Raw genomic sequence first — 16,874 nt, forward strand, 5'->3', positions numbered from 1 at the left:
CACGGAGAGGTCATTGACGACGACGGCGCCACCGGTCCGACCGGCGACCGGAACCGGCCGTAGCACGAGAGCGGGCCGGCTGGTACTGCTGTCAGCCGCCGGCGTGAGCATGCTCGCCGGGCTGAATGCCGCCCTGCTGCTGCTGGGCCTGCCCGCCCCGGCGACCTCGGCGGGCCTGCCCGTGCTGCACGGCATGTTGATGGTGCTGGGCTTCCTGGGCGCCCTGATCTCACTTGAGCGCGCGGTGGCGCTGCGGAGCGCCTGGGGCTTCCTCGCACCGACGTTGCTCGGTGGCGGCGGGCTGGCGCTGCTCAGCCCGGCACCGCCGGTGCTGGGCCAGCTGCTACTGGTCAACGGGGCGGCCGTGCTGTGCGCGGTCTACGTGCAACTCTGGCGGCGGTCCTGGGACAACACCGTGCTGGTGCAACTGCTCGGTGCGTTGCTGGCCCTGTTCGCGGCCGCGTTCTGGATCCGGGTTGAGATTGTGGACCTGGTCGCGCTGTTGTCCGGATTCATCGTGCTCACCATCGTCGCCGAACGGGTGGAACTGGCCCGGATCTCCCTGCCCCGCTGGGCCGAGCCGATCGTCCTGATGCTGGCCGGTGCGCTGGTTCTCGCGTCGTTGGCGACCATGGTCTTCTCCCGTGCGGGAGCGGCGGCCTTCGGTCTCACGCTGCTCCTCCTGGCCGCTTACCTCGGGTGGCATGATGTGGCCCGCCGGATGGTTCGGGCCAAGGGCTTGCCCAGGTTCGCCGCGGCCGCGATGCTCGCCGGGTACGCGTGGCTGGCCCTGGCGGGCCTGGTCTGGATGATGGGTGGACCGGCCGGGGTGCCGCACTGGTACGACCTGGTGGTGCACGGGATCTTTCTGGGCTTCGGCATGTCGATGGTGTTGGCGCACGCCCCGGTGATCCTGCCGGCGGTACTGAGGATCTCGCTGCCCTACCACCCGGTGTCGTGGGCGCCCCTGACGGTGCTGCACGCCGGGATGGTGGTTCGCACGTTGGGAATGGTGACGGAAGTGAACACGGTGTGGCAGGTCGGGGGCCTGTTGACGATCGCGGCATTGCTGCTGCTGGCACTCAGCGCGGTGGGCGTGGCGGTCTGGGCCGGCAGGAACCGAACGACACCGGCGGCCCGGGCATGAGAACCACCACCTCCCCGCCGCAGGCGGGTGCGTCCACCACCCGGGGCGTCTGGGCGATGCGGGACCGGCCCGCCCTGCTGTGGCTCGTTGTGGCGGTGATCATGGCCATCGCCCACCCGTTCGTGCCCGAGTCCCGCTGGCTGATGGTGCACCTGGTGCTGCTGGGCGCCGCCACCCACTCGATCATGGTCTGGAGCGTCTACTTCGCCCAGGCCCTGCTGAAGACTCCCACGGAACTGGATGACCGCCGTCGTCAGTCCAGGCGGTTGGCCACCCTGCTGGTGGGTGTCACAATGGTGATGGTCGGGGTGCCCACCACGATCTGGCCCCTCACGGTGGCCGGCGCCGTCCTGGTGGTCACCGCTGTGGTGGCGCACTTCCTGGCGCTGTGGCGCCGGCTGCGGCACGCGCTGCCGGGCCGGATGCGGATCACCGTGCATTACTACCTGGCCGCGGCCGTCTTCCTCCCGGTCGGCGCACTGTTCGGGGTGATGCTGGCGCGCGGGTACGCCGACCCCCTGCACGGCCAGCTGCTCCTGGCGCACTCGATGCTGAATGTGCTCGGCTGGGTGGGACTCACCGTGACCGGCACGCTGATCACGCTGTGGCCCACGATGCTGCGCACCCGGATGGACGAGCGGGCCGAGCGCCTGGCCAAGCGGGCTCTCCCGGTGTTCGGCGCGGCCCTGGTGGTGGTCCTGACCGGGGCGCTGGCCGGTGTGCTGGCCGTGGTCGGCGCGGGATTGCTGGCCTACGTTCTGGCGCTGGTCTGGTGGGGCCGGGCGCTGGTGCGGCCCGCGCGTACCCGTCCACCGCGCGAGTTCGCCCCGGCCTCGGTGGCCGCCGCGATGATCTGGGCGGTGGTCGGTCTGGGGTGGCTGACGCTGAACACCATGATGAGTTCGACCTGGGGGGAACTGACCGCCGGGTTCGGCCCCGTCGTGGCGGTGATCGTGGCGGGCTTCGCCGCGCAGCTCCTCACCGGCGCGATGTCCTACCTGATCCCGGTGGTGCTGGGTGGGGGCCCGGTGGCGGTGCGGACCACCCAATGGTGGTTCAACCGGGCCGGTGCCGCCCGCCTGGTCCTCATCAACCTCGGCCTGGTCATCTTCCTGCTTCCGGTGCCCAGTGCCGTGCGGGTGACCACCTCGGTGGTGACGCTGGCCGGTCTGGCCTGGTTCATCCCGTTGATGCTCGGTGCGATCCGGGCCCGCCGGGCACTGCGCGAGGAACAGGAGGCAGCGGCTGCCGATGCCGGGAGCGTCGAGCGCACTGAGAGCACCGTGGCGGTGTCCCGGGAGTATGCCCGGGGCCCGTTCTGGCGGGGTGGGCAGTTCGTGGGGGCGATCACCGCGCTGGCGGTGGCGACCGCCGTGGGGGTGGGTATGGATCCGGCCGCCGCCGGTCTGGGCACTCCCGCCGGTACTGCGGGGACCGGCGCGGCCGAGGACGTCGTCCCGACCGGGCGGACCACGACCGTGCAGGTGGTGGCCGACGACATGCGGTTCAGCCCCGACCACATCGAGGTCCCCGTGGGGAACAGGCTCGTGATCGAACTGATCAATGAGGACACCTCCGACGTACACGACCTGATCCTGGGCAGTGAGCAGACGCCGCGGCTGGCCACCGGGGAGTCGGCCACGTTGGAGGCCGGTGTCATCTCCGGGTCGTTGGAGGGCTGGTGCACCATCGTGGGGCACCGGCAGATGGGAATGGTGCTCACCGTCAGCGCGGTCGGCGCCGACGGTACGCCGGTGCCGGCCGACCAGGCCGGGCCGGAAGGGGACGATGACGACGTCGCCGCGGCGGGCGGGCACGGCCACGCCGGGCACCGAGGCGGGCAGGGCGATACCGACGGGCCACGACCGTCGATCCTGCCCGACGCGGCAGAAGTCACCGGCTTCGTCGATCCCGGGCTGCCGCCGCTGGACACCGACGCGGGCACCGTCCACGAGCTCACCCTGACGGCCCAGGAGGTGGAGCTGGAGGTGGCCCCGGGAGTGTGGCAGCGCCGATGGACCTTCAACGGTCAGGTACCCGGTCCCACGGTGCACGGGCGGGTCGGGGACGTCTTCGAGATCACCCTGGTCAACGACGGCACGATCGGGCACTCGATCGACTTCCACGCGGGGTCGCTGGCCCCCGACGAGCCGATGCGCACGATCGCCCCGGGGGAGTCGCTGGTCTACCGCTTCACTGCCGGGATGGCCGGGATCTGGCTCTATCACTGCGGCACCGACCCGATGACCAGCCACATCGGGGCGGGCATGTTCGGGGCGGTCATCATCGAACCCGACGACCTGGAGCCGGTGGACCGCAACTACGTGCTGGTCCAGTCCGAGGCCTACCTCCGGGCGAGCGGGCACGGGCGGGGCAACGCTGCCGAGGTGGACGCCGACCGCGCCCGGGCCGGCTCCGCCGATGCGGTCGCGTTCAACGGCATTGCCTTCCAGTACCGTCAGCAGCCGCTCCCGGCACGGGTGGGGGAGCGGGTGCGGTTCTGGGTGCTCAACGCCGGCCCCAACCGGGGCAGCAGTTTCCACATCGTCGGTTCGCAGTTCGACACCGTCTTCCACGAGGGCGGCTACCACCTGAACCGCGGGGTGGACGCCTTCGGCGACACCGGCGGCGGCAGTCAGGCGCTCTCGGTCGCGGTGGCTCAGGGCGGGTTCGTCGAGACCGTCTTCGGCGAGGCCGGGAACTACCCGATGGTCAGCCACGTGATGGCTGATGCCGAACGAGGTGCCTCGGGGATCGTCACGGTGACCGAGTAGGCGAGGGCACGTGGAGTTTTTCAGACCTAGACTGAAGCGATGACGTCCCTGCCGCCCCTGGTCGAACCGGTGCCGGCTCTGTCCGCGACGGAAGCGGCCCGCACCGCGCGTCAGACGCTGCTGCCGGAGTTCGGTGAGATCGGCCAGCGCCGTCTCGCAGCCGCCCGCGTGCTGGTGGTGGGAGCCGGAGGACTCGGTGCACCCGTGCTGCAGTACCTGGCCGCTGCCGGGGTCGGCGGCCTGACGATCATCGACGACGACGTGGTCGAGGCCTCGAACCTGCACCGGCAGGTGATCCACGCCCATGAAGACCTCGGATCCTCCAAGGCGCAGAACGCCCGGCGGCGGGTGCTCGGGCTCAACCCCGGTGCACAGGTGCGACTGCACGAAGAGCGGCTCACCGATGACAACGCGGCCCGGATCCTCACCGGGCACGATCTGGTACTGGACGGGACCGACACCTTCGCCACCCGCTATCTGGTGGCAGACACCTGCGCGGAGTTGGCGATCCCGCTGGTGTGGGGTTCGGTGCTGCGTTTCGACGCCCAGGTGTCGGTGTTCTGGTCCGCGCCACCCTCACCCGCCGCGCCGGTCACGATGCGTGACCTGTTCCCCCGACCGCCGGCGCCGGGCACGGTGCCCTCGTGTGCTGAGGCCGGGGTGATCGGGTCCCTGTGCGGCATCGCCGGCTCGATGATGGCCACCGAGGCGATCAAACTCATCACCGGGATGGGTCAGGTGCTGCTGGGCCGGGTCGCCGTCATCGACGCGCTCACGATGCGAGTTCACGAGGTCCCGTTGCACACCGGCCGGGGCGCCCATGAGGCCGTGCCGGCGATGGGCGAAACTGCGTCCGCGCCCGGCGCCGCAGTCGGGGACCCCCTGGGGGCGGTCCGGCCACCGGACGGGGTCACCACCCTGGACCTGGGTGCATTCCAGCAGCGCCGGGACCGGACCGACAAAGCGGCGACGGTGCTGCTGGACGTGCGCGAGCCCGATGAGGCCGCCCATGACGCGTTGCCCGGAGCAGTGAACGTGCCGATCAGCGCGCTGCTGCAGGCAGCCCGGGGGGCAGATGAGACGCAGGCGGTCACGGACCTGCTGCGCCGGGCCGGACTGGACGATGAGCAGGATGTGGTCACCTACTGCTCCGCAGGTGTCCGAGCTGCACGGGCCACCCGCTTGCTCACCCGGGCCGGCTGGACCAGTGCGGTGCTGGCCCCCGGAGCGGTGGACCACCTACGCCAGGAACCGGAGCTGGTATGAGTGACCTGATCGCGGTGTCCGACCAGCGCGAGCGCATCCTGTCCGGGATGCGGCCGCTGACGGCCCAGCACCTCCCGCTGACCGAGGCCCACGGCTTACGCCTCGTCGAAGCTGTGCACGCGCGCTTCCCGGTTCCGCCATGGGACAACTCGGCCATGGACGGTTACGCCGTCCGGTTCGCCGACGTGGCCGGTGCAGCCGCAGATACCCCGGTCACGCTCGACGTCGTCGCCGACCTGCCCGCGGGCAGCGGCCTGGACCCGGCGCTGGGGCAGGGGCAGGCGGCCCGGATCATGACCGGGGCGGTGCTGCCCACCGACGCCGACACCGTGGTGCAACTGGAGCACACCGACCGCACCGACCCGCACGGCGCACTCGCCGCGACCGTGACCGTCAACCAGCCCCAGACGCACGGCCGGCACGTGCGATCCGCCGGCGGGGACATGATGCCAGGGGACCTCGTCGCCCCGGCCGGCACGTACCTCAACGCGACGGCTTTGGCCTCGCTGGCCTCCACCGGCCAGGGCAGGGTCGGCGTGCACCCTCGGGCGAAGGTCGCCGTTATCGCCACCGGCAGCGAACTGCTGCCACCGGGCGCGGACCTGGCCCGGGGCCAGATCCCGGACTCCAACTCGTTACTCATCCGTGCGCTGGCCCGCCAGGCAGGTGCCGAGGTGGTGAGCGCCGCACCGGTCGGGGACGACCCCGCCGAACTGGCCGACCACCTGGCCCAGGTTGAGCCGCTGGCGGATGTGATCGTGCTGACCGGGGGAGTCAGCGCCGGCGCCTACGACCCGTTGACTCGCGTGTTCGCCGGCTCCGAGGAGGTCACCTTCAGCAAGGTCGCGATGCAGCCGGGCAAGCCCCAGGCGTTCGGCCGGTACGGCGGCGCGTGGCTGTTCGGCCTGCCCGGGAACCCGGTCAGCGCATGGGTGTCCTTCCACGTGTTCGTCCGGCCGGCGCTGCAGTTGCTGCACGGTGCACCGCCGGACGTCGTGTTGCCCGCCACAGTGCCGGCCCGTGTCACCCAGGGATGGCGCACCCCACCGGTGCGTGACCAGTACCTGCCCGCCCGGGTGCGGCCCGGCGCCGATGGGCACGCCGAGATCAGCCCGGCCGCCAGGCACGGGTCCCAGTCGCACCTGGTGGCCAGCCTCGCACGGGCCAACGGGTACGCCATCGTCCCCGGGCACATCGATCATGTCGAGCCCGGCGACATCGTCGAGGCCGTCGTCGAACCGGGAGGACATCTATGACCGCCTTCACCCACCTGGACCAGGCGGGCCACGCCCGAATGGTCGATGTCACCGAGAAGTCACCCACGATCCGGTCGGCAACGGCCAGTGCGTTCGTGCACTGCAACGCTGAGGTGATGGGCCATCTGCACGACGGCACCGCACCGAAGGGCGATGTGTTCGCCGTGGCCAGGATCGCGGGAATCAACGCCGCCAAGAAGTGTGCGGATCTGTTGCCGCTGGCCCATGTGATCGGGGTGCACGGGGCGAACGTTGACGTCGAGCCGGCCGAGGGCGGGGTGCGCATCGTCGCCACGGTTCGCACCGCGGACCGCACCGGGGTGGAGATGGAAGCCCTCACCGCGGCGTCGGTGGCGGGCCTGGCGGTCGTGGACATGGTCAAGGGCATCGACCGGGCCACCTGGATCTCCGACGTACGCCTCGAGGCCAAGGACGGCGGCCGGTCCGGGTCCTGGCGCCGTGAGGAGGCAGGCGACGGGCCACCGGCGCCGGCGGTGGGCGCGGCGGGCGGCGCGGCGCCCGCCGATGGATCGCGGAGGACGGCATGAGTGTGCGGGTGCGGCTGTTCGCCGTCGCTGCCGAGATGATCGGGCGGACCGAGGTGCAGTCCGCCGCAGGCACGGTCGGTGACCTGCTCCGGGACCTGACCGCACACGGTGGTCCGGGCACCGGCGACGTGCTGGACCGGTGCTCGATCCTGGTCAACGGGCGCCGGTCGTCCTCGGCCCAGGATCCGGTGCCCGCCGGCGCCACCGTGGACGTACTGCCGCCCTTCGCCGGGGGCTGACGCCCGCCCTGCGCCGGGCTGGCGCCCGGGGGTTCAGCCGCCGATGGCGTTCATCCCACGTGCGGGTTGCAGGAAGCCCGGATCGTTGATGCCGTGCCCGGCTTTCTTGGCGTCGATGCAGGCCCGCAGCACCGCGTCGATGCGCTCATCGGTGTTCAGTTCCGGGTCCTCGGCCCGCACCACCGGGATGAGGTCGTACTCGTCGGTGGAGAACAGGCAGTTGCGCAACTGGCCGTCGGCGGTCAGGCGCAGCCGGTCGCACGCCCCGCAGAACGGGGCGGTGACCGAGGCGATCACCCCGACGTGGCTGTCGGTGTCATCGAGTCGGAACTTCTCCGCGGGAGCACCGCCACGCCCCGGCACCGGGTGGAGTTCCCAGCGCTTGCCCAGGGCCGCCAGGATCTCCTCGCGAGTCACCATCTGCTTCCGGTCCCAGGTGTGGCCGGCGTCCAACGGCATCTGCTCGATGAACCGCATCTGTGCCTGCATCGACAGGGCGAACTCGACCAGGTCGACCAGTTCGTCGTCGTTGACCCCGCGCATCGCCACGGCGTTCAGTTTCAACGGGCGCAGCCCGGAGCGGGAAGCGGCCTCGATACCGGCCATCACGTCCTTGAACCGGTTGCGCCGGGTCAGTTCGGCGAAGCGTTCGGGTTGAACGGTGTCCAAACTGATGTTCAACCGGGCCAGGCCGGCATCGGCCAGGGCGGTGATCACCTTGTCCAGGCCGATGCCGTTGGTGGTCATGGCGACCTGCACCGGCTTGCCGTCAGGGGTGCGGAGCGCCGCCAGTTCGGAGACCACCTGGACGATGTCGCGCCGGAGCAGCGGTTCACCGCCGGTGAGGCGGAACGTGGAGATGCCCGCCTCGGCACAGATCCGGGCGACCCGGACGATCTCATCCACCGAGAGGATCGAGGAACGGGCCAGCCACTCCATGCCCTGTTCGGGCATGCAATAGGTGCAGCGCAGCGAACAGCGGTCGGTCAGGGAGATGCGCAGGTCCCGGTGCACTCGTCCGAAGGTGTCCACCAGTGGGCTGCCGCGCCGCGGGTCCGGGTCCGGAACCGTCCGGGGCGGGGGAGGAGCGGAGCCGATCGTCACCGGTACCGGCTGGGAACTCATATGCCGCTCCAGTGGCCGGCGCCATCGGCGGTGTGCTGCTTCTTCCAGACCGGCAGCTCGACCTTGATCCGTTCCACGACCTCACGCGATGCCGCATAACTCTGTGCGCGGTGCGCGCTGGCCACGCTCACCACCAGGGCCAGGTCGCCCACAACCAGGGCACCCACCCGGTGGCTCACCGCGATCCGCAGCGGATCGGCTCCGCCGGAGACCTCGGCCACGATCCGCTCGAGCACCGACTGGGCGTCCGGATGGGCGGAGTAGCTGATCGAGGTGACCGTGCCGGTCACGCCCGGGTCGTGATCGCGCACCTGCCCCACGAAGGTGGTCACCGCTCCGCACCGGGGATCGTCCACTGCGGCCATGTGTTCCGCGACATCCAGGGTCTGCTCGGTCACCTGGATCATGTTCAGGCGTTCATCCTCGTGCGTCACCGTCATCAGTGGTCACCTCCGCGCAATTGGTCCAGCAGGTGGGGCAAGAGCGGAACCACCACCTCGAGTCCGTCGCGTACGCCACCCGAGGAGCCGGGCAGAGCGATCACCACGGTGCTACCGATCACACCGCACGGCCCGCGGGACAGCGCGGCCGTCGGCGTGTTCCTCAGCCCGTGTGCGCGGATCGCCTCGGCCACCCCGATCAGTTCCAGTTCCAGCATGGGCGCGATCGCCTCCGGGGTGCGGTCCCGCGGACTGACGCCGGTGCCACCCAGGGTGAGCACGACGTCGGCGTCGCTGTCCAGCGCCTGGGTGAGGGCGGTACGCACCGTTTCCACGCCGTCGGGCACGATCCGACGGGTCACCGCGAAACCGTGGTCGGTGAGGTGCTGTTCGACCAGCGGACCGGAGCGGTCCTCACGTTCTCCGGCCGCGCTCCGATCGGACACGGTGATCACGAAGGCCCGGGGCGTGCGCTGCTCGGTTAGCATCCTCCGAGCCTAACCCGCATAAGCGGCTCGGGACGGGCCGGAACCCGGCTGTGCAGATCACGTTGCTCACGGTTGCCCGCAGGCACTAGACTGCGTTGTCGGTGCCTCGTGCCCGCATGCCCGGATGGCTTGTCATCCACGTGGTGTCGCGGTCGAACGCGGGCCTGTTGTCCGGTCATTGTGATCAGACTCGGCCCGTCCCGGTCAATCCGGGTGCGGCGTGCCACGTCAGATATCCCAACAATCCCTGTCCGCAACGGAGTCCACTACTCAATGACTATCACTACCCCCGCCTCGACCAGCGTCCCGTCGGTCGCAGTCAATGACATCGGCTCGGAAGAAGACTTCCTCGCAGCCGTTGACGCGACCATCAAGTACTTCAATGACGGTGACATCGTCGAGGGCACTGTCGTCAAGGTCGACCGTGACGAGGTCCTCCTCGACATCGGGTACAAGACCGAGGGCGTCATCCTGTCCCGCGAGTTGTCCATCAAGCACGACGTCGACCCCGATGAGGTCGTCGAGGTGGGCGAGCACGTGGAAGCACTTGTCCTGCAGAAAGAGGACAAGGAAGGCCGGCTGCTGCTGTCCAAGAAGCGCGCCCAGTACGAACGTGCCTGGGGCACGATCGAGAAGATCAAGGAAGAGGACGGCGTCGTCACCGGCACCGTGATCGAGGTCGTCAAGGGTGGCCTGATCCTGGACATCGGGCTGCGCGGCTTCCTGCCCGCCTCCCTGGTGGAGATGCGCCGGGTGCGTGACCTGCAGCCCTACATCGGCCAGGAGATCGAAGCCAAGATCATCGAACTGGACAAGAACCGCAACAACGTGGTGCTGTCCCGCCGCGCCTGGCTGGAGCAGACCCAGTCCGAGGTACGCTCCACCTTCCTGCAGACCCTGGCCAAGGGCCAGGTCCGCCCCGGTGTCGTCTCCTCGATCGTCAACTTCGGTGCGTTCGTGGACCTGGGTGGCGTGGACGGTCTGGTGCACGTGTCGGAACTGTCCTGGAAGCACATCGACCACCCCAGCGAGATCGTGGAGGTCGGCAAGGAGGTCACGGTCGAGGTGCTCGACGTCGACTTCGAGCGCGAGCGTGTCTCGCTCTCGCTCAAGGCCACCCAGGAGGACCCGTGGCAGGCCTTCGCCCGTACCCACGCGATCGGTCAGGTGGTGCCGGGCAAGGTCACCAAACTGGTGCCCTTCGGTGCGTTCGTGCGCGTGGAGGACGGCATCGAGGGCCTGGTGCACATCTCCGAACTCGCCCAGCGTCACGTCGAACTGCCCGAGCAGGTCGCGACCGTGGACGATGAGGTGTTCGTCAAGGTCATCGACATCGACCTGGAGCGTCGCCGCATCTCGCTGTCCCTGAAGCAGGCCAACGAGGGTGTGGACCCGAACAGCGACGAGTTCGACCCGTCGCTGTACGGCATGGCCGCCGAGTACGACGAGGCGGGCACCTACAAGTACCCCGAGGGCTTCGACCCGGAGACCAACGAGTGGCTCGAGGGCTTCGAGGCCCAGCGCGAGGCGTGGGAGTCCCAGTACGCCGAGGCACAGTCCCGGTGGGAGGCCCACAAGAAGCAGGTGGCCGCCGCTATCGAGGCCGACTCCGAGGTTCCGGTCGGCGAGGAGGACAGCGGTTCGTCCGCTTCCCCGTCCTCGTCCTCCAGTAGCAGCTACACCGCTGCGCCGGCCGACACCGGCGGCACCCTCGCCTCCGATGAGGCACTGGCTGCCCTGCGGGAGAAGCTGACCGGCAACTGAGCCGTTCACGCTGATCAACACTGATCGGCCCGCGCAAGGCCCCTCACCCGGGTTCGGGTGAGGGGCCTTGCTGTGGCCACCGCGTTGCAGGATCACCCCGGCTGGGAGACCGAGATCCTCCCCGTGGACTTCTCGCGCTGCGTGCGGCTCATCGATCTGGTGAGGCGACACCGCCCGCAGGTGGTCCTCAGCCTGGGGCTCGCGCCGGGCCGGGAACGCCTTGGCCTGGAACGCGTGGCGGTCAACCTCATCGACGCGCGGATCCCGGACAACGCCGGGGAGCAGCCCGTGGACGTACCGGTGATCCCCGGGGGCCCGAGCGCCTACTTCACCACCTTGCCGGTGAAGGCGATGCGGCCGGCGGTCCATGAGGTCGGCATCGAGGCAGAACTCTCCCTGAGCGCGGGCATCTACGGGTGCAACGCGGTCATGTACGCCGGGCTGCATGCCGCCGCAGGAGAGGGAGGGCGGGTGGAAGGGCCGACGACGACGCGGGCCGGGTTCGCCCACCTACCGCCGGTCGAGGTGCTCGGCGTGGCCGGGGCCACCCGGGCGGTGGTCGCGGCGGTCGAGTATGCCCTGGCCACCGAGACCGACGACGTCGTGCCTGACGGCGCGGTGGACTGAGCACGAGCACGGTGCGGAGCCGGGCGGACCACGACCGCCGCCCGAACCACTACTGTCGGAGCGTGCTCAACATCGGCCTCACCGGCGGGATCGCAGCCGGTAAGTCCACCGTGGCGGCGGTGCTGACCGACCTCGGCGCACGCCTGATCGACGCCGACGTCCTCGCCCGGGAGGTGGTCGAGGAGGGTACCGACGGCCTGGCCCAGGTGGTGCGGGCCTTCGGGCCCGAGGTGCTGCAACCCGACGGCTCCCTGGACCGGCCGGCCCTGGGCCGGATCGTGTTCAACGACGAGGAGGCCCGCGCGCGCCTGGGGGCGGTGGTTCACCCGCTGGTCACCGACCGAACCCGGGCACTCCTGAGCCGGATGCCACCAGGGCAGATCGTGGTGCACGACGTACCGCTGATCGTGGAGAATGACCTGGCCGACCGGTATCACCTGGTCCTGGTGGCAGGAGCGGGCGAGATCGAGCGCCATCGCCGCCTGGTGTCCGGGCGCGGACTCTCCGAGGCAGATGCCTGGTCGCGGATACGGGCACAGACCGACGATCAGCGGCGCCGAGCCGTGGCGGACGTGTGGCTGGAAACCGAGCGACCCAAGGCGCAGGTGCGCGAGGAGATCGAGGACCTGTGGCACACCCGGCTGGCGCCGTTCGCGCACAACATCGCGCAGAACCGGCGGGCCGAGCGTGGGCCGGGCCCCGCAATGCTGATGGAGCCTCCCGGGGGCGCGCGTGCCGCGACCGGTGCCGGTCCGACCGGGCTGGATCGTCCCTGGGACGTGCAGGCCGAGCACCTGCTCGCCCGGATCCGGCGCGCCGTGGGGGAGCAGGTCGAGACGGCCGACCACATCGGTTCAACCGCGGTCCCCGGTCTGGTGGCCAAGGACGTCATCGACCTGCAGTTGGGCGTCGTCGACCTCGACGCCGCGGTGGACCTCGATGAGCCGTTACGCACCGCGGGGTTCATCCGGCACACCGCGATCGAGCGCGATGTACCCAAACCCCACGCACCCGAACCGGCGCAGTGGCGCAAACGCCTCTACACCAACGCCGACCCGGGAAGGCCGGTGAACCTGCACGTGCGGCACGTGGGTGGCCCCGGCTGGCGCTACGCGCTGGCGTTCCGGGACTGGCTGCGCGCCGACGGGGACGCGCGGGCCGAGTATGCCGACCTGAAGCGACGCACCGTCGCCGGCACGGCCACGACCGGTGAGTACGCACAGGCCAAGGAGCCGTGGTTCACCGCCGCCTGGCCTCGCCTGCAGGCCTGGATCGGGAAGACCGGCTGGCATCCAGACCACGGGTGAACCGCGGCCCCGCGCCCCGCTCAGGCGAGGGTGGCCTGCAGTTGGATCTCGACCCCGGCCAGCGCCTGGGAGACCGGGCACCCGTCCTTGGCGCCCTCGGCGAGCCGCTCGAAGTCCGCGGCGCTGATGCCCTCGACCGTGCCGGTCACGCGCAGCGTGATCCCGGTGATGCCGGTGCCCGGTTCGAAGGTGACCTCGGCCCTGGTCTCCAGTGCCGTGGGGGGTGTCTCGTTGTCGGCCAACTCCTTGGAGAAGGCCATGGAGAAGCAGGAGGCGTGCGCCGCCGCGATCAGTTCCTCCGGGTTCGTGGTGCCCGCGCCCGGTTCGGCCCGTGCCTTCCAGGAGACGTCGAAGGTGCCCACCTGGGAGGTCTGCAGACTGGTGGCTCCGGAGCCGTTGAACAGGTCGCCCTTCCAAGCGGTGCTCGCCTTGCTGACAACAGCCATGGTGTACTCCTCATCCGTGGATTCAGTGACGTGGCCATCCTGCCTGTTCCCCGCGCCAGGCGCAGCCGGAGTCGGCACTCACGGCAAGGCGTCCCACGTGGTGGGCACCTCACCGCAGCCGGGCCGGCGCGTCCGCAGCTCTCACCGCACTCGCGCCGGCGCGTCCGCAGGTCTCACCGCACGTAGATCTGGCGCCGGCTCAGGCCCACCAACCCCAGCCCCACACCGAGCACCGTCAGCCCGCCCAGCCACACCAACGGCATCCCGGCGAAGTCCTCCACCGGTAGTTGCGCCGGGTGGCTCAGCGGTGACAACTGCTGCACCCAGTCGGGCAGGTCGAGAAGGTCGCTGAAGACGCCGGCCACCACGACGAGACCCACCACTGTCCATCCGAGTGGGGCCATCAGCGTGGGAAGCCAGCCGAACAGCAACCCGCACAGCCCGAGCACCAACAGCAGCCCGGGAAGCAGGTTGAGATGCACGCCCAGGAGGGTGCCGACCAGCGACCGGTCCCCGGTGGAGATGGCCGCACCCAGCCCGGTTCCCGCACCGGCCACGACCATGATCACCGTCGCACCGAGTGCGATGGCGAGCAGGTGCGATCCTGCCCACGCGGCCCGGCTGGTGGGGGTGGCCAGCACCGCCTCGGCGCGCCCGCCGGTCTCCTCGGCTCGCAGCCCTTGGACGGCGAAGACGATGTAGGCCACGATGATGTAGGCGTTGAACGCGGCGATGAACGCCAGGTAGCCCTCCATCAGTGCTTGGGAACCGAACACGTCCCGGAATGCCTCGGGCATGTCGTCGGCGGCCTCGACCATCAACTGGGTGAAGGCACCGTTGAGGACGCCCAGGGCGGTGATCGACAGCCCCCAGGCGACGACGGCGGCGAGTTGCAGCCGCGCGGCCAGCCCCAGGGGAGTGCCGAGGACGTCGCGTGCCCGCGCCGGGCCCTTCGATGACGCCAGCAGGCCTGCGCCCAGGTCCCGTCGGTGCTGTAGGGCAAAACCGGCCGCGACGGCCGCGATGGCCAGGGCGACCAGCAGGGCGAGCGGCCACCACCGGTCGTGCACGAACGGCGCGGTCTGGGAGGCCCAGCCCAGGGGCGAGGCCCACGAAAGCGCCGTGCCACCTACCGCCGCCATGTCGCCCAGGGCGCGCAACGCGAACGCCGCCCCGAGTACGGCGCCGGCCATGCCGGAGGTAGGACGGCTGTTCTCGCTGAGTTGCGCGGTGACTGCGGCGATCCCGGCGAAGGCCATGCCGACCAGGGCGGTGCCCGTTCCGATCAGCAGCGAGCCCATAGCGCCATAGCCTCCGGCCACCGACATCGCCGTGATGACCACCAGTACGCCGAGGTTGGCCAGTGCGGCCACGATGAGAGCCGCGGTCAGATGCGCGTGCCGCCCGACCACGCTGGCACGGACCAGTTCGGCCCGGCCGGACTCCTCCTCGGCCCGGGTGTGCCGGGTGACGAGCAGGATGGACATCAGTGCGGCGAGGACGAAGAGGTACAGCACGTAGCCGCTGGCGAAGAATCGCTCATGGGTCAGCGCGTCCATGCCGTAGGCGGGTCCGGTGAACATCCGTCCCACGGGCTGTTCCAACAGCGGCGCCAGGGCGCCGAGCTCTTCCTCAGTGCCGGCGATCACGGGCAGTGCGGTCGAGACGTACAGGACGTACAGCCCCAAGCCGGCCACCCATGCGGGGATCCTGACCCGATCGCGTCGAAGTGCCAGGCGCACCAGTGCGGCGGTACCGGTACCCGGGCTGTTGCGTTGCTCGGCCCGCTCCGCGTGTTCCGCGGGTCGCGTGGTCGTGGTGCTCATGACCGCTCGCCCGGGGTCTGCTCTACCCGCGCCGCGACGTCGTCCCCGTAGTGGCGCATGAGCAACTGCTCCAGCGTCGGGGGCTGGGCAACGATGGACTGCACTCCCAGTGTGCTGAGGGCGCGCACCACCTCGTCGACCCGGTCACCGTCGACGTCGAAGCGCCATTGGCCGTCCTGCCGGGCCACGTCGTGCACCCCGTGTAGTTCGCCCAGCGCCTCCGGCGAGGCCTTCGTCTCGGTGATGAACGTGGTGCGGGTCATATGCCGCAGGTCACGGAGTGAGCCGCTCTCGACGATCCGACCCTGCCGGATGATCGAGATCCGGTCGGCCAGGACCTCCACCTGGGCCAGGATGTGGCTGGAGAGCAGCACGGTGGTGCCCTGCTGGCGTGCTTCTCGGATGGTCTCCTGGAAGACGACCTCCATCAGCGGGTCCAGGCCCGCGGTGGGCTCGTCCAGGAGCAGCAGCTCCACATCGGAGGCCAGGGCCGCGATCAGTGCCACCTTCTGCCGGTTGCCCTTGGAGTAGGTGCGGGTCTTCTTCGTGGGGTCCAGGTCGAACCGCTCGACCAGCCGGTCGCGGCGACGCTGGTCCACTCCGCCACGCAGGCGCGCGAACACATCGATCGCTTCGCCTCCGGTGAGTTTGGGCCAGAGTTCGACGTCACCAGGCACGTAGGCCAGGCGCCGGTGCAGCGAGACCGACTGCGCCCACGGGTCGGAGCCGAACAGCCTGGCTGTGCCACCGTCGGCACGGAGCAGGCCCAGCAGCACCCGGATGGTGGTCGATTTCCCGGCACCGTTGGGTCCGAGGAAACCGTGCACCTCCCCGGCCTCTACGCGCAGGTCGAGGCCGTCCAGGGCACGCGTGGAGCCGAAGGTCTTGACCAGGTTCGTTGTCTCTATCACGGGATTCATCTGCTCTCCCTTTCCGTGGGTGTGTTGGCGATGTCGGCGCGGACCGCCTGGTAGGCCTCGGGGGTGAGGATCCCTTCGCCGAGGATCTCGGTGGCGGCGCGCAGGTAGGAGAGCGGCGGTCCGGAGCCGCCGAGCAGATCCTCACCGATGAGCCGCTCCAGGTGGCCGTGCATCACCAGCGCGCCCAACGACCACACCGTCAGCACGGCGATCATGGTGCGGGGGTCGTCACTGTGCCGGATGATGCCCATCTTCTCGGCCTCGCCGGTTCGCTGCGTGGCGTCATCAACCATGCTGTCCACCAGGTCGTTGACGTGCTCACTGTCCTCACCGAGGCGGCGGGCGAGGTAGCGCATCACGGGTCCGTACTGCTTGAACTCCCAGAGCGGGCCGAGGGGGTCGAGGGAGCCGCCCGGCGCGGCCTCGGTCTTGACCCGGTGCACCGTGTCCACGACGTATTGATCGCAGGCGAGTTGCAGCCCTTCCTTCGAACCGTAGTGGTGCACGATCAGGGCTGGGGCGACGCCGGCGCGATTGGCGATCCGCTTGAAACTCGTGGCGCTGCTGCCCCGCTCTCCGAAGAGTTCGGTGGCAGCCTGCAGAATTCGTGACTTGCCGGCGCTGGCCTGCGGATCCTCGGCGGGATCGGGGCGAGGTGGATGCGGTGTGGTCGGCATGTCTCTAACACGTTCGCGGTGGGG

15 protein-coding genes and 1 pseudogene are annotated in these 16,874 nt (G+C 70.1%); 9 read left to right on the forward strand and 7 right to left on the reverse strand.

Going from position 1 to position 16,874, the window contains the following annotated elements; all coding sequences use genetic code 11:
• The first annotated feature begins 13 nt into the window (after positions 1-13).
• The 6 genes and pseudogenes from ACO0LV_RS00100 (at position 14) to ACO0LV_RS00125 (ending at position 7,230) form a co-directional block, all read left to right on the forward strand.
• A complete protein-coding gene (locus tag ACO0LV_RS00100) occupies positions 14-1,147 on the forward strand; it encodes a hypothetical protein (protein WP_424785823.1) in 1,134 nt (377 codons plus the stop codon).
• Positions 1,144-3,921, forward strand: coding sequence for a multicopper oxidase domain-containing protein (locus ACO0LV_RS00105; protein WP_424785824.1), 2,778 nt, complete (start codon positions 1,144-1,146; stop codon positions 3,919-3,921). Before ACO0LV_RS00100 ends, ACO0LV_RS00105 begins: the two co-directional genes overlap by 4 nt.
• A 39-nt stretch (positions 3,922-3,960) precedes the next feature.
• Positions 3,961-5,187 carry a ThiF family adenylyltransferase gene (locus ACO0LV_RS00110; RefSeq protein WP_424785825.1) on the forward strand — a complete coding sequence of 409 codons (1,227 nt, stop codon included), beginning with the start codon at positions 3,961-3,963 and terminating at the stop codon, positions 5,185-5,187.
• Entirely contained in the window at positions 5,184-6,443 is a 1,260-nt protein-coding gene (gene glp / locus ACO0LV_RS00115; protein WP_424785826.1) for a gephyrin-like molybdotransferase Glp, read from the forward strand. The genes ACO0LV_RS00110 and glp overlap by 4 nt, the downstream gene beginning before the upstream one ends.
• Positions 6,440-6,907, forward strand: a pseudogene (moaC, locus tag ACO0LV_RS00120) (cyclic pyranopterin monophosphate synthase MoaC); the annotation flags it as partial. The gene glp and the pseudogene moaC, both read left to right, overlap by 4 nt.
• A gap of 80 nt (positions 6,908-6,987) precedes the next feature.
• Positions 6,988-7,230 (forward strand): MoaD/ThiS family protein, encoded by a 243-nt coding sequence (locus tag ACO0LV_RS00125; RefSeq protein ID WP_424785827.1) that lies wholly within the window; start codon positions 6,988-6,990, stop codon positions 7,228-7,230.
• Between the two features lie 33 nt (positions 7,231-7,263).
• Here the strand turns inward: ACO0LV_RS00125 and moaA are convergent, their stop codons facing one another.
• Genes moaA through ACO0LV_RS00140 form a run of 3 tightly spaced genes read right to left on the reverse strand, consistent with a single transcriptional unit; the run spans position 7,264 to position 9,283 of the window.
• Positions 7,264-8,355 carry a GTP 3',8-cyclase MoaA gene (gene moaA, locus ACO0LV_RS00130; protein WP_424785828.1) on the reverse strand — a complete coding sequence of 364 codons (1,092 nt, stop codon included), beginning with the start codon at positions 8,353-8,355 and terminating at the stop codon, positions 7,264-7,266.
• Positions 8,352-8,795, reverse strand: a complete 444-nt coding sequence (locus ACO0LV_RS00135; protein WP_424785829.1) for a molybdenum cofactor biosynthesis protein MoaE — start codon at positions 8,793-8,795, stop codon at positions 8,352-8,354. Before ACO0LV_RS00135 ends, moaA begins: the two co-directional genes overlap by 4 nt.
• Complete coding sequence (locus ACO0LV_RS00140; RefSeq protein ID WP_424785830.1) at positions 8,795-9,283, reverse strand: MogA/MoaB family molybdenum cofactor biosynthesis protein; 489 nt, start codon at positions 9,281-9,283, stop codon at positions 8,795-8,797. The genes ACO0LV_RS00135 and ACO0LV_RS00140 overlap by 1 nt, the downstream gene beginning before the upstream one ends.
• A gap of 273 nt (positions 9,284-9,556) precedes the next feature.
• Here ACO0LV_RS00140 and rpsA point away from each other — a divergent pair, with 273 nt between their 5' ends.
• From rpsA to coaE, 3 genes are all read left to right on the forward strand, one after another.
• The gene (rpsA, locus tag ACO0LV_RS00145; RefSeq protein ID WP_424785831.1) at positions 9,557-11,047 is read left to right on the forward strand and encodes a 30S ribosomal protein S1; all 1,491 of its coding nucleotides are present in this window, start codon (positions 9,557-9,559) and stop codon (positions 11,045-11,047) included.
• A 57-nt stretch (positions 11,048-11,104) separates the two neighbouring features.
• Positions 11,105-11,674 (forward strand): pyroglutamyl-peptidase I, encoded by a 570-nt coding sequence (locus ACO0LV_RS00150; RefSeq protein WP_424785832.1) that lies wholly within the window; start codon positions 11,105-11,107, stop codon positions 11,672-11,674.
• 62 nt (positions 11,675-11,736) lie between these two features.
• Positions 11,737-12,981, forward strand: a complete 1,245-nt coding sequence (gene coaE / locus ACO0LV_RS00155; protein WP_424785833.1) for a dephospho-CoA kinase — start codon at positions 11,737-11,739, stop codon at positions 12,979-12,981.
• 20 nt (positions 12,982-13,001) lie between these two features.
• Here the strand turns inward: coaE and ACO0LV_RS00160 are convergent, their stop codons facing one another.
• From ACO0LV_RS00160 to ACO0LV_RS00175, 4 genes are all read right to left on the reverse strand, one after another.
• Entirely contained in the window at positions 13,002-13,427 is a 426-nt protein-coding gene (locus ACO0LV_RS00160) for an OsmC family peroxiredoxin (RefSeq protein ID WP_424785834.1), read from the reverse strand.
• Positions 13,428-13,600: 173 nt separating this feature from the next.
• Positions 13,601-15,253 (reverse strand): ABC transporter permease, encoded by a 1,653-nt coding sequence (locus ACO0LV_RS00165; protein ID WP_424785835.1) that lies wholly within the window; start codon positions 15,251-15,253, stop codon positions 13,601-13,603.
• Positions 15,250-16,173 (reverse strand): ATP-binding cassette domain-containing protein, encoded by a 924-nt coding sequence (locus tag ACO0LV_RS00170; RefSeq protein ID WP_424785836.1) that lies wholly within the window; start codon positions 16,171-16,173, stop codon positions 15,250-15,252. The genes ACO0LV_RS00165 and ACO0LV_RS00170 overlap by 4 nt, the downstream gene beginning before the upstream one ends.
• Positions 16,170-16,850, reverse strand: a complete 681-nt coding sequence (locus ACO0LV_RS00175; protein WP_424785837.1) for a TetR/AcrR family transcriptional regulator — start codon at positions 16,848-16,850, stop codon at positions 16,170-16,172. The genes ACO0LV_RS00170 and ACO0LV_RS00175 overlap by 4 nt, the downstream gene beginning before the upstream one ends.
• Between the last annotated feature and the right edge of the window lie 24 nt (positions 16,851-16,874).

This window comes from Pseudactinotalea sp. Z1739 (assembly GCF_049725055.1).
Taxonomy (GTDB): Bacteria; Actinomycetota; Actinomycetes; order Actinomycetales; family Beutenbergiaceae; genus CALKWS01.